Raw genomic sequence first — 14597 nt, 5'->3', positions numbered from 1 at the left:
GTGTTTGCTCGCACGAACATCATCAACCAAATCGGCGTTCTTGTTTCTATGTTTCCCGGGATTCCGTGAAGAACCTTATATTTTCCCGGCACCACGCACACACGGATTCAAAAAAACTGAAGTTGCGCTTGGTCCAAGTCTCCTGCGAATCCAACCTTCATATTTCGCTCCCGGACGAATCATCGCCCTCATGGACTGGAGATAGTAGCAACACTTTCCTCACCGACAAGGTTGCGATCCATGGACCCGATCATCGCTGCGACTCACGCCGATCCCTACTCCTACTACGCCGAACTGCGCGCGGCGGGCGGGCTGACCTTTCATCACGGACTTAAACTGTGGGTCGCCAGCAGCGCCCGGGCGGTGTGCGCGGTGTTGGCGCATTCGGATTGCCGGGTGCGTCCGGTGCAGGAGCCGGTGCCCAAGGCGCTTGCCGATGGCATGGCGGGCAAGGTGTTCGGCCAGTTGATGCGCATGAATGACGGCGAAGCCCAGCGCTGCCCGCGTTCGGCCATCGAGCCGCCGTTGGGGTTGATTGATCGGGAAGAAGTCAGCGCTCTGGTGTCCGCGCGGTTGATCACGAAGGATGCCGACGGCCTCTATAAAGCCATGTTTTGCGGCCCGGTGTGCGTGGTTGCATCGCTGCTCGGATTCACTCCGGCGCAGGCACGGGTTATCAGTGAACTGACGGCGGATTTCGCGGCATGCCTGTCGCCGTTGAGCAATGACCTGCAACTGGCGGCGGCCCATCGTGCGGCGGAGCAATTGCGCGGATACTTCCTCGAATTGCTGGCGGATCCGAACCCGTTTCTTGCCGACATTCGCCAGCGTTTTGTCGGCAATGAGGACGTGCTGCTCGCCAACCTGATCGGCCTCTGTTCGCAGACATTCGAGGCCACTGCCGGGCTGATTGGCAATGCGCTGGTGGCGTTGCAGCGTCAGCCTGAATTACACGCGGCGTCAGTGGATTCATTGCTGGCTGAAGTCCAACGCTTCGATCCGTCGGTACAGAACACCCGCCGTTTTGTGGCGAACAGCTGCGAAATCGACGGCGTGCGGCTGGAAGCCGGTGACGTGATTCTGGTGCTGCTGGCCTCGGCCAATCGCGACCCCGCACTGAATGAAAACCCGGATCGCTTTATGGTGGATCGCCCGAACCGCCGCAGTTTCACGTTCGGCAGCGGTCGGCATCAATGTCCCGGACAGACGCTGGCAATGACGATCGCCCGCGCCACGCTCACTGAAATCCTCGCCCGCGACATTGATCCGGGAAGATTCACCTGGCACTACCGGCCATCACTGAATGGACGAATTCCGATGTTCAGCATTGTCGGTGCATGAACATTTGCCATCGCGAGCAAGCTCGCTTCCACAGGGAATTTGAGAGAACGCACAACTCTGTGAGAGCGAGCTTGCTCGCGATGGCGGACTGAAAAATGAAGCATCATTTTGCCCTCATCCGAGAGGCTACATCGCCTTGCGCCTTTGCCTACAACTACGCCAGAATCCGCCGGCTTGTGCGGTTTTGAGGGCGTCGGTAACTTGGTTCGCGTCACTGAATGGTCAGTGATCGGGTTTAGTCGCTCGATGATTTCTCAAAACGTTGCATGTGCTCCAGACAGTCAGGTGGCATTTACCTGCACTCTATGGCGGCTGTGTGCAGGGCACCCTCGGGTGCGCCGGTTTTGGGAAGTCACCGGTCGACTAACCTGCGTACAGCTGCCACCTATTCGTTTAGTCGCGAGGTGGTGTCAGCATCACTTTGAGACTTTCCAAAAATGTTCAAATACGTTCCCGATCCACCCGAAACTGACGTACCCAATGAGTCCGACCCGACTTCGCCCTACTCTACAACCGACTCAAAAAAACTCCACGAAGCCGCCGAGCGCGCCCTCGACCATTACCTGAAACCCACCGCCCCGAAACAACACTGCCCCGGCCGCATGTTCCTGGTCGCCCCCGACCTGGATCAGCATGCCCTGCTGGCCCACGCCTGCGAATCGATGACTTCCGCCAGCGTGATGCTCAGCGACTTCGCCGCGCTGCTGGACCCGCCCTACCGCAGCACCGTGCTGGGCATCGCCCAAGTCGTGATGTGTGGCGAACTCGCCGTGAACCGGGCGTTGGACACTCTCGATGCCACGACCTGAGGAACACCCCATGGAAAGCAAATCCGATGCACACATCATCGCCGCCCTGATCTCCATCGGCCTCAACGAGAAAGACAGCCAATGGGCCGAAAAGGCCTGCCTGCTTCTGCTCGAGAGCGAAAGAAAATCCATCGTCACCGCCGCCCTCGAAGCCCTCGTCCAGCTCGCCCGCGATCACGGCAAACTGGACCGCGACCGCGTAATGCCGGCACTCAACAGCGTAAAACGCAGATTTCCGAGCCTGACCAGCACGGTTGCCGCATCGCTGGATGAGATGGCAATGGCTGCGTAACACCTGAAGCACAAGGCAAGAAAAACCCGCTGCCTCCCTTCACGGAGGCAGCGGGTTTTGTGTTTACAACTCATAAAAAATCGCTCCACGGATCTTGCCGAGAACACCTTTTTTGTAACAACCGCTTGAGCTTCATAACCGTCCTACATCTTTCAAATGCTCATTCAGATAGCGTTCCCAACGCTTTAAAAGTTGGAACAAGGACGCTCATGGCTCGAAAATCAGAAATTCCCCGAATTCAGAATCCCCCCTCAGGCGACGGGCACCACATCACTACCCGCTACATGACTGCTACCGAGCTGGCAGAGCAGGACGTCAGACAAAAAAAGTACGACGAGATGCAGGCCAGACAACAAGCCTACGAAGATCGCTTTCTTCGGCAGTCTCAACAACCGAATCAACACAGCGCCCTAGGGTGTGTTTTTACCAAGAGCTGCAACCTCCCCGACGGCGTCATCAACCATGAAAGCCCCGCAGGGTTTATCCCGGTCGAACGACTGGCTGACTTTGGAGCATTCACCTTGCTCGGTGGCCGCGAATTAGATGCGGCGGGAAATATCACCCTCAAAAGAATAGGTGGTGCCAAGTTACCGTCTGCTATAGGCACGCTTCTCTTGGGAGGCTCGGCTTCTATTGGCACCAGCACAAGCGCCATGTCCAGCGTGGGCGCAGTCACGGGCGGTGTTGCAGCAGGTGCTTTGGCGGGCATGGTTGCACTTTTGTGGCCATCCAATCTTGGTGACAGTTCGCTCTATACCGAAGAACAGCTCAGATCACTGAAAGAAGGCCGAACACGTATTCGACTACAGGTAGAGCAACAGTCCGATGGCAGTCTCAAAGGGTATGGCTACAACACTCAAAAGCGCCCTGACTGGGAAATGATTCCGGTTGTGCAGTTCGCCGCCCAAGGCTCTCGCCAAGTGGCTGACTTTGGCAATGGTGTCACGTTGACCTGGACGCCTGCCGTCGATTCATCCAGCACCTCGGGTATCCCACCGCTGGAAGGTGCCCCACAAACACCGACTATCTGGATTTATCCGCCGACTGAGCAAGCAGACAAAATCATCGTCAGCCCGATCTATCCGTCAGAGTACGAGGATTTCATCCTTGTGTTTCCGGCTGACTCCGGGGTGCAGCCACTGTATGTTGTGCTCTCCAGGCCAGCACTGGGCGGTGATATCAAATACCACAGGCCCCCACGCACACTGCCCGCATTCCCGGATGCCCAACCAGTCAAATCAAAAAGCAGCGTTCAGGGTGGAGGAGGCAAGCGAAGCCGCTGGAAGGACCGGAAGGGGCGAATATATGAATGGGATAGCAAGACTGGCGCTATTGAGCTTTACAACAAACAAGGCAAACACCTTGGTGAATTCAACCACGAAACCGGTGAACAAATAGATCCCGCAGATCCCGAGAGATCTACCCCGAAGTAATACAGGAGGCTTTTAATGTTTTTATGGATAAGTGGCTTTTTGAAAGGTGATGAAGAGGACGACTCTTTGAAGTTTGAACTGACAGTGAAGCCTGAGGCAGAAGCTGCGGTTTTAGCGTTGCTGGGTTGGGAAAGCCTGGAAGAAAGCGAGGCCGGAGAATGGTTATTGAATGAAGGTCAGGTCCGGCAAATCGCTTCAGTTCTTAATGAACACCTACCAACTGAACTGGATCTTTTTATCGGGGTTCGGGAGTAGTTGAGTCTTTCCTATCAAGAACCAACAGTGAACCACGATGAAGCAGTGAGGCTTCTTGAAAGCGGCGTGGAAAGGAATGTTGTCGCTGGATTGATTTCTATTGGCTTGAACGAATCAGACAGAATCTGGGCTCAGCAAACCTGCCTGAAGTATCTGGCCAGCAGCAATGAGTCGGTTGTCGCATCTGCCATTACCGCTTTGGGCCACATTGCTCGAAGACACGGCGAGCTGGACAAAGACATTGCCTTCGCAGCGCTGGATGAAGTGAAGACAAGATTCCCTTCGCTAGAAGGCGTGATTTCAGACACGCTTGACGATATTGAGGCATTTACCTGATTCATCGAGCCCTTGCATGCAGGACGTTGTGATCAGGGCTTCACCTCATCACAACGGGCTTTATGTGCAGACGCGATCACCGCCGAAAGTCAGACAGAATGAAAGGCGTATGCACTCTCAAGTAAGCCTCGACCTCTTCCAGCGAAAGCAACCCGTCACGGGACGAAACAGTGGCTTCTTTGTCATCGTCGCGAGTCACTGTCACGGTGTAAGCGCCCTCCTTCTCCAGCAAAACGCCGGTGAACCTGATCTTCTGCCCGTCTTCCTCGGCGAAGGAAATTGCGGACAGTGGCTTTGACGCCAGGACCTGAACCTTGCTGGCCAGAAAGGCTTTGCGCCGTGCGAGGACATCCTTTGCGACGAACCACAAAAAAATCATCATGGCCGCGAAGAGTACCAATTGGATGTTGTAAATCGAACTCCGTCGTCCCGGATGTTCGATAGTCAACCACGCAACGGTTTCGTAAATGATCTGTTCAACATCCATCGACCTGATCCTTGAGCCGTTCGAACAAGATGACCTCCGGTTATCAATCCTCCCGCGTCAAAACCTCCAGCAACTCAATCTCGAACACCAGATTCGAATTCGGCGGAATTTTGCCCATCGTCCGCTCGCCGTAACCCAGATGCGCCGGCACCAGCAGCTTGCGTTTGCCACCCACCTGCATCCCCATAATCCCTTGATCCCAGCCCTTGATCACCCGACCGGTGCCGATCACGCACTGGAACGGTTTGCCCCGGCTCCAGGAGGAGTCGAACTCGGTGCCGTCTTCCAGCCAACCGGTGTATTGGGTGGTGATCAACGCGCCTTTGACGGCGGCTTTTCCGTCGCCGGGCTGAAGATCGATTATCTGCAGTTCATCATTCATAACATTCACTCTATTGTTCCGCTGGCCGCCGTTTTCCCAGAAATACCGGCCATTGGCAACCGTTTGACCCGACGTTGGCCGTGATGGATGATGGCCACCCGCTACCAATCCTGATCGATACGCCATGTCAGCGACGCTTGAATGACTCAACTCTGGATCAGCCTTGCCCTTATCGTTGTGCTGATGCTCGTGATCGTCGCGTTGATCCGCCGCGAGCGCGTCCTTCGCCGGCAACTTGCCGAATATCGTGAGTTACTGACCCGCGCCGCCGAGGGCCAAAACATTCGGCAGGACGGCGACGCCGACCGTTTCAAGCGCAGCCAGTATTTCGCCCGGATCGGCACCTGGGACTGGGAGGTCGACACCGACCGGCTCTACTGGTCGGACGCGATCTTCGGCATGTTCGGGTTCAAGATCGGCGAAGTGACGCCCTCCTACGCCCTGTTCTGCTCCTGCGTACATCCCGAAGACCGCGCCCGAGTGCGCGCCGGGGAATTGCGATGTCTTGAGACCGGTGAAAACCACGATGAGGAATACCGCGTGGTCTGGCCCGATGGCACGATTCGTTGGTTGCGTGAAACCGGCAATGTGGTGCGCAACGATCACGACGCGGTGATCAAGATGATGGGCGTGGTGCGCGACATCACCGAAGAAAAGGCTTCGGCCAGCTATCTCCAGCACCTGGCCCACTTCGACCCGTTGACTGGCCTACCCAATCGGCTGGTGCTGGAAGAACGGCTATCGGAAGCACTCGAACATGCGCGCGTGACCGAGACGCGGGTGGCGCTGGTGTTCATCGATCTCAACGGTTTCAAAGCGATCAACGACCGCTACGGTCACGCCGCCGGCGACCGCGTCCTGATCACCACCGCCACCCGACTGAAACGTATCCTGCGGGTCAGCGACACCGTCGCGCGCATCGGTGGTGACGAATTCGTGGTCATCCTGCAAGGCCTCGCCCCCGGCCTGAACCTGCAGGACGAAGCCCGCAGCATCTGTCAGAAAATCTTCATCGAACTGTCCCCGCCGATCCCCATCGGCAACGAACAACGCCATATCGGCACCAGTCTCGGCGTCGCGGTATTCCCGGACCACGCACCGACCATGGACCGCTTGCTGCACATTGCGGATCTGGCGATGTATGAGGCCAAACGCAGCGGGAATAATCAGTATCGGCTGGGTGGCGGGCAGACGCTGAGTCATGGCCGGGCTGATTGAATTTCAGCGCTCGGGCGTACCGAACACAACGCCATTGAAGGTATGCGTGCAGCATTGGCAGTAGGGCGTCATGTCTTCGGCTTTCAGTTTGGGATTGACGATTTGCAGGCACTTCTGTTCATCGACATACAGACCATTGAAGTAACTCGATTCACCGAGCCGCACTATTTCTTCCCGGTCACTTTCCAACACAGCGACCATCCAGAACACCGGCTCGTGCCGATCCAGCCGCGACACGGCCTCACTGAAAATCTCGTCCCAATCACCGCCGACACGCGACAGCAAAAAGCGAAACAACGGCGTGTAATCGAAGCCACGGTGCTGGGTCCCATGCATCGAGCCGCGAGTAGCCTCGCTGTTGATTTCAGCCTTGGTATGTCGCTGATACCGGTAATGCCCGCCGGGATTGTTGCGACGGACGTTATGGGTGGTCGTGTTTTCTTTGCGGTAAAGGGGTTTCTTTTCCAACCTATTGCTCCTGACATCCAGTCACTCGAAACGCCCCCCGCGTTTTACCGGAACGGCGCTCGAATGCAATCAACCGTCCATGGCCAATTGTTGCTTGAGGTCAGCGCTCCACCGGCTGAATCGCCACAATCGTCCCGTTGGTAATCATCACCATCACGTATTTATCGTTGATCTGCACCCACTGCGCTTGCGGTTCCGGCTGTTTGAGGCCTTTCTGTTTCCAGTTTTTGATGGCTTTTTCGCTGCGCTGGTAGATGTCCGGCGCGCGGTCGTTGACGTTCAGTTCGCGGTTGCCGGTCGGTGAATGTTCGACAGTGTCGTTCGAGGTTTGCGCCGCTTGAACGAGGGGGCTGATCCCGGCGATGCCGGCGACGAGGGCCAGGCTGGCGATTAGGGTCTTGTTGTTCATCGGTGAACCTCCTTCAGATGTGTGATACCTGAACTCCGACTGCGGGGTTCTGGAATCATTCCTTGTTTATTGATGGACGTTGAGATTGTAGCCACGCTCCGCAACGTAATCCGGGCTAAACCGCCAACGGGCCAATACAGTCAACGGCATCCATTTGCGATAAGATCGCGCCCGCCCCCGCCGAGTGAACAAGGACATCACTGTGAAAATCTACCTCATCGTCAATCTGGTATTGCTTGCGCTTCTGGGGCTCTACGCTGTCAGTCTTTTCAATAAGCTCGTTGCCCGGCGCAACGAGATCAAGAACGCGTTTGCCCAGGTCGAAGTGCAGCTCAAACGCCGCTATGACCTGATCCCCAATCTCGTCAGCATCGCCAAGGGTTATCTGGCCCATGAGCGCGAAACCCTTGAAGCGGTGATCGCCGCGCGCAATGCCGCCGTGGCCGGACTCGAGGCGGCACTGGCGAAACCGGGCAATGCCCAGCACATCGCGCAATTGGGGCTGGCGGACAGCGCACTCAGCAGCGCGCTGGGTCGATTGAACCTGACGCTGGAAGCCTATCCGGACCTCAAGGCCTCGCAGAACATGCAACAACTGAGCGAAGAGCTGAGCAGCACCGAAAACAAGGTGAGCTTTGCGCGCCAGGCTTTCAACGACGCCGTCATGGCCTACAACACCCTCAAGCAGCGTTTTCCGGCGGTGCTGCTGGCGGCCAGTTTTGGCCATCGCGAGGACGCGATTCCGTTGCAGTTTGCCGATACGCTGGCCATCAAGACCGCGCCCAACGTTTCTTTCTGATTGCAGCTCTCCATGGATGGCCCGATGAACTTTTTTGAACGACAAACCCAGGCTCGAAACCAAACGTCACGGCTGGTTTACCTGATGATTCTGGCGATCGTCATGCTGATCGGAATGACCAGCCTGCCCTTCGTCTTCAATGGTTTTGAGGATTACCTGAGCGGGACGGGCACGCTGGCGGATGCGCTGCTGGCAATGGCCGTTATTGCATCGTTCATCAGCAGCATCGTAGTGATTGGCGGTCTGCTGAAATATCGGCAACTGCGCGCTGGCGGCAAAGTCGTTGCCGAGAAACTGGGTGGCCGCCTGCTCAATGGCAATGTGCGAACCCTGGACGAGCAGCGGTTGATGAACGTCGTCGAAGAAATGGCGATTGCCTCCGGCACCCGTGTGCCAGCGGTGTATCTGTTACCGGACGAAAGCATCAACGCCTTCGCGGCCGGATTTACACCGGAGGACGCGGCCATTGGTGTGACCCGTGGCGCGGTAGCGCTGCTGACCCGGGAAGAACTTCAAGGAGTCATCGCCCACGAATTCAGCCACATTTTCAACGGTGACATGCGCCTGAACACGCAACTGGTGGCAGTGGTGCACGGCCTGTTGGTACTGGGCCTGGCCGGCACTTACATATTGGCCAGCCTGCTCAAGCGCGACAAACGCGACGTGCGGTTGATGCTGGTGGTTTTTGCGCTCGGTGCCGCACTGTGCGTGGCAGGATTTGTCGGGAATCTATACGGCAATCTGATCAAGGCTGCGGTCAGTCGCCAGCGTGAGTTCCTCGCCGATGCCAGCGCAGTGCAATACACGCGCAATCCGCAAAGCATTGTCGGTGCCCTGAAAAAAATCGGCGCCCATGCCCAAGGCTCGGTCATTAGCTCGCCCCGTGCCGCCGAGTTCAGTCATTTGTTTTTCAGCACCGGCGGCTCAGGTTGGCTGAGCCGAATGTTTGCGACCCACCCCGATCTGAGCGTACGGATTCGTCGAATCGATCCGCAGTGGGATGGGAGTTTTACGACAGTGGCTGCACCGAGCACTCCTGATCAGACGGTGAAAGCCGTTGTCGCCTCCACCTGAAGACCACCTGAGCAGTTTATTCCAACCCCAGCCAACGGATGGCCCAATGAATTTTTTTGAACAACAGCGCCAGGCGAAACGCCGTACAGTGCTGCTCGTGATTTTGATGTTTTTTGCAGTTCTGAGCCTGATCCTCGTTTCCTGCGTGCTGATGACCATTCCGGTCGAGGATGGTAATGGCAAAGTCCTGCTGGATCTGGAACTGGACTGGCGACTGTTCTCGATTGTTTCAGCTGTCGTGATCAGCATCGTGCTGCTGGCCAGCCTGTCCAAACATTCAGAATTGTCCGCTGGCGGCAAGGTGATTGCGCGGCGTCTGGGCGGCCGTCTGATCAACCACAGTGCGCAGACTCTTGAAGAGCGTCGTTTACTCAATGTCGTCGAGGAAATGGCCCTCGCCTCCGGCACCGTAGTCCCTTCGGTGTATTTGCTTCCGGATCTGGGTATCAATGCGTTTGCCGCCGGACTCACACCGCAGGACGCCGTGATCGGGGTGACGCAAGGCGCGATCAACCTGCTGACCCGTGAAGAACTGCAAGGTGTGATCGCCCATGAGTTCAGCCATATTTATAACGGCGACATGCGCCTGAACACGCGACTGGTGGCCATCGTCCATGGCATTCTGGTTCTTGGCCTGACGGGCAGCTACATCCTGCGGGGCATGGATAACGTTCGCAAAACACCGGCCGAGCGCAGCCGGTTTGTCGCGTTGCCGATGCTGTTCGGTTTCGTGTTGTGTGTCGTGGGATTGGCCGGCACTTTCTTCGGCAATCTGATCAAGGCTGCGATCGGCCGACAACGGGAGTTTCTGGCCGACGCCACTGCCGTGCAATACACCCGCAACCCCCAAAGCATTGCCGGCGCTCTGAAAAAAATCGGCGGTTATCCATTGGGAGCGTCGATCAATTCCGCACACGCCGCCGAATTCAGCCACCTGTATTTCGGCTCGGGCACTTCGTCGATGGGCGACGATTTGATGGCGAGCCATCCAGATCTGAGCGAGCGAATTCGCCGAGTCGATGCGCAGTGGGATGGCAGTTTCACAAAAATTGCGGCGCCCGTGCAGCCCCACCCAGAACCTGTGCCGGCAACCCCGGTGACCGATGCGTTCAGTGGTGTTCCGACTGATGCAATGGCTGTTCTCTACGATGTAAATGCCCTCCAGGGTTCAATCGAAACCATTGGCACGCCGCAATCCGCACACCTTGCTCAAGCTCGCAAGATGCTGCAAGACATCGCGCAGCCCCTCAAAACCGCGGCCCACAGCCCGGAGGGGGCCCAAGCCATCGTGTATGGCTTGCTGCTGTCACGTCTGCCCTCCCTTCAGGCGGTGCAACTGGATTTACTCCAGTCGGAAATCGACGACAACGTATTCAACACCCTGAGTCTGCTGCGTGAACCGCTGTCGACACTTAACCCTGGACTGCGATTGCCGCTGATCGATCTGGCGATTCCCTGCCTGAAAGAGCTGGGTAAAAAACCGGTTGCAGCCATGAGGCGCAACCTGAATCTGCTGGTCGAGGCGGACAACGAAACTGAATTGCTGGAGTGGACGCTGCTGCGCATCATCGAACGCAATGTCGAAGGGGCAACGCCTGTGCAATTCAAGTTCGGCCTGTTCCAATGCGCCGAAGAACTAATGGTGCTATTGCATGCATTGACCCGTGCCGGACAGGAAAACCCTCAAGCGGCAGCACAGGCACTTGAACATGCCTGGAACGGTTTGCCGTTCGAGCAGCCGCAAGAGGTGCGCCCTGAGCTGGAAGATTTGGCCGGACTGGAAAGCGCAATCAAACGCCTGCGTCATCTCATGCCGGAAGAGCGTCCCGCCCTGCTCGATGCCATGACTCGCTGCGTGTTGCACGACGGCGTCATCACGGTGGCTGAAGCAGAACTTTTCCGCGCTCTGGCAGATTTGCTTGATTGTCCATTGCCGCCGTTGCTGGCTACGGAACAAGTACACGATGAGCGAACGCAAGCACCGGTAACTGCAGCGGCGGATTCCGTTCTCTGAGCAGTACATACAGAGGATTGATCCGCTTGGCACATCAATCCATGCCAACAATGCAATTAACAAATCGATCCCTGCGCGCCACTATCCGCCCCAATAAAAACCGTGCGCCGCCTCCCCGTCGCGCACGTCATAAAAGCGGTGGAGTATTTTTTGATGACAGCCTCAATCCCACACGGCGGCTCGCGGGCCGGCGCCATTTTCCGGGTGACCTCGGGTAACTTCCTCGAACAGTTCGACTTCTTCCTGTTCGGCTTCTACGCCACGCAGATCGCAGCGGTGTTCTTTCCGGCGAGCAGTGAGTTCGCGTCCCTGATGATGACTTTTGCAGTGTTCGGCGCAGGCTTTTTGATGCGTCCGCTGGGGGCCATTGTGCTCGGCGCCTACATCGATGACGTCGGTCGTCGCAAAGGTTTGATCGTGACTCTGTCGATCATGGCCAGCGGCACGATACTGATTGTGCTGGTGCCCGGATACGAAACCATCGGCCTGTTTGCCCCGGCGCTGGTGTTGATCGGGCGGCTGCTGCAAGGCTTCTCCGCCGGTGCGGAACTGGGCGGGGTTTCGGTGTACCTCTCCGAAATCGCCACGCCCGGTCGCAAAGGCTTTTTCACCGCCTGGCAGTCGGCCAGTCAGCAGGTGGCCATCGTCGTCGCCGCGGCGCTGGGTTATGGCTTGAACCAGTGGATGGCGCCGCAAGCCGTCGCCGATTGGGGCTGGCGCATTCCGTTTTTCGTCGGTTGCATGATCGTGCCGTTCATCTTCTTTCTGCGGCGCAACCTGGCGGAAACCGAAGAGTTCGCCGCTCGTAAACATCGCCCGAGCATGAAGGAAGTGTTCCGCACTCTCGGCCAGAACTGGGGCGTGGTGCTGGGCGGGATGCTGATGGTTGCCCTGACCACCACCGCGTTTTACCTGATCACCGTGTACGCACCGACCTTTGGTAAAACCGTGCTGCACCTGAGCACATCGGATGCGTTGCTGGTGACGCTGCTGGTGGGCGTTTCCAACTTCTTCTGGCTGCCGATTGGCGGGGCGTTGTCCGATCGCGTCGGCCGCCGTCCGGTGCTGATCGCCATGGCGTTGCTGGCCCTGGCCACCACGTATCCGGCGCTGTCGTATCTGGTGCAGGCGCCGAGCTTCAGCCACATGCTGCTGTCGCTGTTGTGGCTGTCGTTTATCTACGGTCTGTACAACGGCGCAATGATTCCGGCGCTGACCGAGATCATGCCGGTGGAAGTGCGGGTGGCCGGTTTCTCCCTCGCTTATAGCCTGGCCACTGCCGTATTCGGCGGATTCACTCCGGCGATGTCGACCTTCCTGATCCAGTACACCGGTGACAAAGCCGCACCGGGTTACTGGATGAGCATCGGCGCGCTCTGCGCATTGTGCGCGACGCTTTATCTGTATCGCCGAGCCGGCGGTCGTCTGCAACCTGTTACTGCCTGAGAACATCACCATGAAAAAACTGTTTACCGTTACAGCCCTGCTCGCCGGTCTCGCGTTCAACGTTGCGGCCCAGGCCGAAGAACTGCGAGTGATGACCTCCGGCGGTTTCACCGCCGCCTACAAGATCCTGGGGCCGAAATTCGCTGCCGCCACCGGCAACACGCTGGACACCCAACTCGGTCCGTCGATGGGCAAGGCGCCGGAGGCAATCCCCAATCGCCTCGCCCGTGGCGAACAGGCCGACGTGGTCATCATGGTCGGCTACGCCCTCGATGACCTGATCAAGCAAGGCAAGGTCGACCCGGCCTCCCGTGTAGAACTGGCGGACTCACGAATCGGCCTGGTGGTACGTGAAGGCGCGCCGAAACCGGACATCAGCAACGTCGAGGCCCTGAAGAAAACCCTGCTGGATGCAAAATCGGTGGCCTACTCCGACAGCGCCAGCGGCGTGTACATCGAGCAGCAATTGTTCAAGAAACTGGGTATCGAAGATCAGCTGAAACCGAAGGCGAAGATGATCCCGAAAGTCCCGGTGGGTTCGGTGGTCGCGACCGGCGACTATCAACTGGGCTTCCAGCAGGTCAGCGAATTGCTGCCGGTGCCGGGCGTGAGTTTTGTGGCGAAGATTCCGGAGTCGGTGCAGTCGGTGACCCGGTTTGCTGCGGGTATTCCGGTGGGTGCGCAGCATCCAAAAGAAGCGAAAGCCCTGCTTGCTTATCTGGCCGCCCCCGCCGCCCAGCCTGACGTGCAGGCCACCGGGCTGGACTCGGTCAAGCGCTGACCGTCGGCGGCTGGACTTTCATTTCCACCACCAGCCGCTCCAGCTCCAGTGCCGCCGGGGTCAGCGCACGACCCCGGCGTTTGATGATGCCGACACTGCGCATCACTTGCGGATCGGTCAATGGCACCCGCGTCAGGATCGGATGATCCGCCGCCGGCATCGCCATCAGCGGCACCGCCGCCACGCCCAACCCCGCCTCCACCAGACCGATCATGGTCGTCACATGCCGCGTCTCGCAGATGCCCGGGCGCTGCGGCACCACGTTGGCCAGGGCCTGATCCAGCAGAAACCGGTTGCCCGAAGTCTTGTCCAGCGAGATGTAATCCTGCCGGTAGAACTCGTCCCAGGTCACACTGCTGCGCCCGGCCAGCGGATGATCGCGGCGACAGGCAACCACGTAGCTCTCCTGCACCAGCGGCTCGAAATCCACGCCCGCCTCCTGGGTGCCCATGAAACTCAAACCGAAATCCGCCTCGCCATTGACCACCGCACTCAACACATCGTGAGCGCTGGAATCGAGGACTCTGACTTTGATGCGCGGAAACTGCCGGTGATAACGGGCGACCACGCTCGGCATAAAGTAGTACGCCGCCGACGGCACGCAGGCGACCGTGACGTGGCCGAGCCGGTTAGAGGCGACTTCGCTGATGCCCAGCAACGCCACGTCCAGATCGTCCAGCAAACGCTCGACGCTGGGCATGAAACCGCGTCCGGCCTGGGTCAGGCTGACCTTGCGCGTGGTGCGTTCGAACAGCTTCACGCCGAGGGCGTCTTCGAGCTTTTCGATGCGCCGGCTCAGGGCCGGTTGCGACAGGCGCACGGTGTCGGCGGCTTTGCGGAAACTGCCCTGCTCGACCACGGCGCGAAAGGCTTGCAGGTCATTGAGGTCGAAGTTGATGGCCATGAAAAACTCGGGGGAATTGATTCGTTGAGGTTATAAATGTAACCAATTGATGCAAATTATTACAGAAGCACATCCGCTCAAGCAGGGCCTGCGCTGGATCTGCAATGATTTCAGCCTTTATCCTGTCGCCCCCCGCCGTACCGCGTTAC

17 protein-coding genes are annotated in these 14597 nt (G+C 57.9%); 12 read left to right on the top strand and 5 right to left on the bottom strand.

Features of this window, described 5'->3' with window-relative positions; translation table 11 throughout:
* Window positions 1-240 precede the first annotated feature (240 nt).
* The 6 genes from ACKJSM_RS27955 to ACKJSM_RS27930 all read left to right on the top strand — a co-directional run bounded on the left by ACKJSM_RS27955 (window position 241) and on the right by ACKJSM_RS27930 (window position 4466).
* The gene (locus ACKJSM_RS27955) at window positions 241-1341 is read left to right on the top strand and encodes a cytochrome P450 (protein WP_410239463.1); all 1101 of its coding nucleotides are present in this window, start codon (window positions 241-243) and stop codon (window positions 1339-1341) included.
* A gap of 437 nt (window positions 1342-1778) precedes the next feature.
* Entirely contained in the window at window positions 1779-2150 is a 372-nt protein-coding gene (locus ACKJSM_RS27950; protein ID WP_127798595.1) for a DUF6124 family protein, read from the top strand.
* Window positions 2151-2160: 10 nt separating this feature from the next.
* Window positions 2161-2442 (top strand): hypothetical protein, encoded by a 282-nt coding sequence (locus ACKJSM_RS27945; RefSeq protein ID WP_410239462.1) that lies wholly within the window; start codon window positions 2161-2163, stop codon window positions 2440-2442.
* Between the two features lie 209 nt (window positions 2443-2651).
* Window positions 2652-3875: a colicin E3/pyocin S6 family cytotoxin gene (locus ACKJSM_RS27940; protein WP_410239461.1), complete on the top strand. Its 1224-nt coding sequence runs from the start codon at window positions 2652-2654 to the stop codon at window positions 3873-3875.
* Window positions 3876-3890: 15 nt separating this feature from the next.
* Window positions 3891-4130: a pyocin S6 family toxin immunity protein gene (locus tag ACKJSM_RS27935; protein ID WP_236177626.1), complete on the top strand. Its 240-nt coding sequence runs from the start codon at window positions 3891-3893 to the stop codon at window positions 4128-4130.
* A gap of 27 nt (window positions 4131-4157) precedes the next feature.
* Window positions 4158-4466 carry a hypothetical protein gene (locus tag ACKJSM_RS27930; protein ID WP_236177625.1) on the top strand — a complete coding sequence of 103 codons (309 nt, stop codon included), beginning with the start codon at window positions 4158-4160 and terminating at the stop codon, window positions 4464-4466.
* Between the two features lie 76 nt (window positions 4467-4542).
* Here the strand turns inward: ACKJSM_RS27930 and ACKJSM_RS27925 are convergent, their stop codons facing one another.
* Together ACKJSM_RS27925 and ACKJSM_RS27920 are read right to left on the bottom strand one after the other, a co-directional pair.
* Window positions 4543-4953, bottom strand: coding sequence for a hypothetical protein (locus tag ACKJSM_RS27925; RefSeq protein ID WP_410239460.1), 411 nt, complete (start codon window positions 4951-4953; stop codon window positions 4543-4545).
* Between the two features lie 43 nt (window positions 4954-4996).
* A complete protein-coding gene (locus ACKJSM_RS27920) occupies window positions 4997-5335 on the bottom strand; it encodes an FKBP-type peptidyl-prolyl cis-trans isomerase (RefSeq protein WP_007952931.1) in 339 nt (112 codons plus the stop codon).
* Window positions 5336-5476: 141 nt separating this feature from the next.
* Here ACKJSM_RS27920 and ACKJSM_RS27915 point away from each other — a divergent pair, with 141 nt between their 5' ends.
* Window positions 5477-6553: a sensor domain-containing diguanylate cyclase gene (locus tag ACKJSM_RS27915; RefSeq protein WP_236177622.1), complete on the top strand. Its 1077-nt coding sequence runs from the start codon at window positions 5477-5479 to the stop codon at window positions 6551-6553.
* 3 nt (window positions 6554-6556) lie between these two features.
* On the opposite strand, the gene ACKJSM_RS27910 is transcribed toward ACKJSM_RS27915, so the two are convergent.
* On the bottom strand, window positions 6557-7021 hold the full coding sequence (locus tag ACKJSM_RS27910) for a hypothetical protein (protein WP_410239459.1): 465 nt from the start codon (window positions 7019-7021) through the stop codon (window positions 6557-6559).
* A 100-nt stretch (window positions 7022-7121) separates the two neighbouring features.
* The gene (locus tag ACKJSM_RS27905) at window positions 7122-7430 is read right to left on the bottom strand and encodes an RcnB family protein (RefSeq protein WP_236177620.1); all 309 of its coding nucleotides are present in this window, start codon (window positions 7428-7430) and stop codon (window positions 7122-7124) included.
* A 202-nt stretch (window positions 7431-7632) separates the two neighbouring features.
* Here ACKJSM_RS27905 and ACKJSM_RS27900 point away from each other — a divergent pair, with 202 nt between their 5' ends.
* The 5 genes from ACKJSM_RS27900 to ACKJSM_RS27880 all read left to right on the top strand — a co-directional run bounded on the left by ACKJSM_RS27900 (window position 7633) and on the right by ACKJSM_RS27880 (window position 13544).
* Window positions 7633-8229: a LemA family protein gene (locus tag ACKJSM_RS27900; RefSeq protein ID WP_236177619.1), complete on the top strand. Its 597-nt coding sequence runs from the start codon at window positions 7633-7635 to the stop codon at window positions 8227-8229.
* A 24-nt stretch (window positions 8230-8253) separates the two neighbouring features.
* Window positions 8254-9303 carry a M48 family metallopeptidase gene (locus ACKJSM_RS27895; RefSeq protein ID WP_410239458.1) on the top strand — a complete coding sequence of 350 codons (1050 nt, stop codon included), beginning with the start codon at window positions 8254-8256 and terminating at the stop codon, window positions 9301-9303.
* Window positions 9304-9409: 106 nt separating this feature from the next.
* The gene (locus tag ACKJSM_RS27890; protein ID WP_410239457.1) at window positions 9410-11317 is read left to right on the top strand and encodes a M48 family metallopeptidase; all 1908 of its coding nucleotides are present in this window, start codon (window positions 9410-9412) and stop codon (window positions 11315-11317) included.
* A gap of 153 nt (window positions 11318-11470) precedes the next feature.
* Entirely contained in the window at window positions 11471-12763 is a 1293-nt protein-coding gene (locus ACKJSM_RS27885) for an MFS transporter (RefSeq protein WP_236177616.1), read from the top strand.
* A 10-nt stretch (window positions 12764-12773) separates the two neighbouring features.
* A complete protein-coding gene (locus tag ACKJSM_RS27880; RefSeq protein WP_236177615.1) occupies window positions 12774-13544 on the top strand; it encodes a substrate-binding domain-containing protein in 771 nt (256 codons plus the stop codon).
* Here ACKJSM_RS27880 and ACKJSM_RS27875 read toward each other — a convergent pair.
* On the bottom strand, window positions 13534-14448 hold the full coding sequence (locus ACKJSM_RS27875; RefSeq protein ID WP_236177614.1) for a LysR family transcriptional regulator: 915 nt from the start codon (window positions 14446-14448) through the stop codon (window positions 13534-13536). The two genes, ACKJSM_RS27880 and ACKJSM_RS27875, sit on opposite strands and share 11 nt — an antisense overlap.
* Window positions 14449-14597: the final 149 nt, after the last annotated feature.

This window comes from Pseudomonas sp. PHC1, assembly GCF_046487845.1.
GTDB classification, from domain to species: Bacteria; Pseudomonadota; Gammaproteobacteria; order Pseudomonadales; family Pseudomonadaceae; genus Aquipseudomonas; species Aquipseudomonas sputi.
The sequence above is the reverse complement of the archived record's forward strand: the minus strand, read 5'-3'. Positions and strand labels throughout refer to the sequence as shown.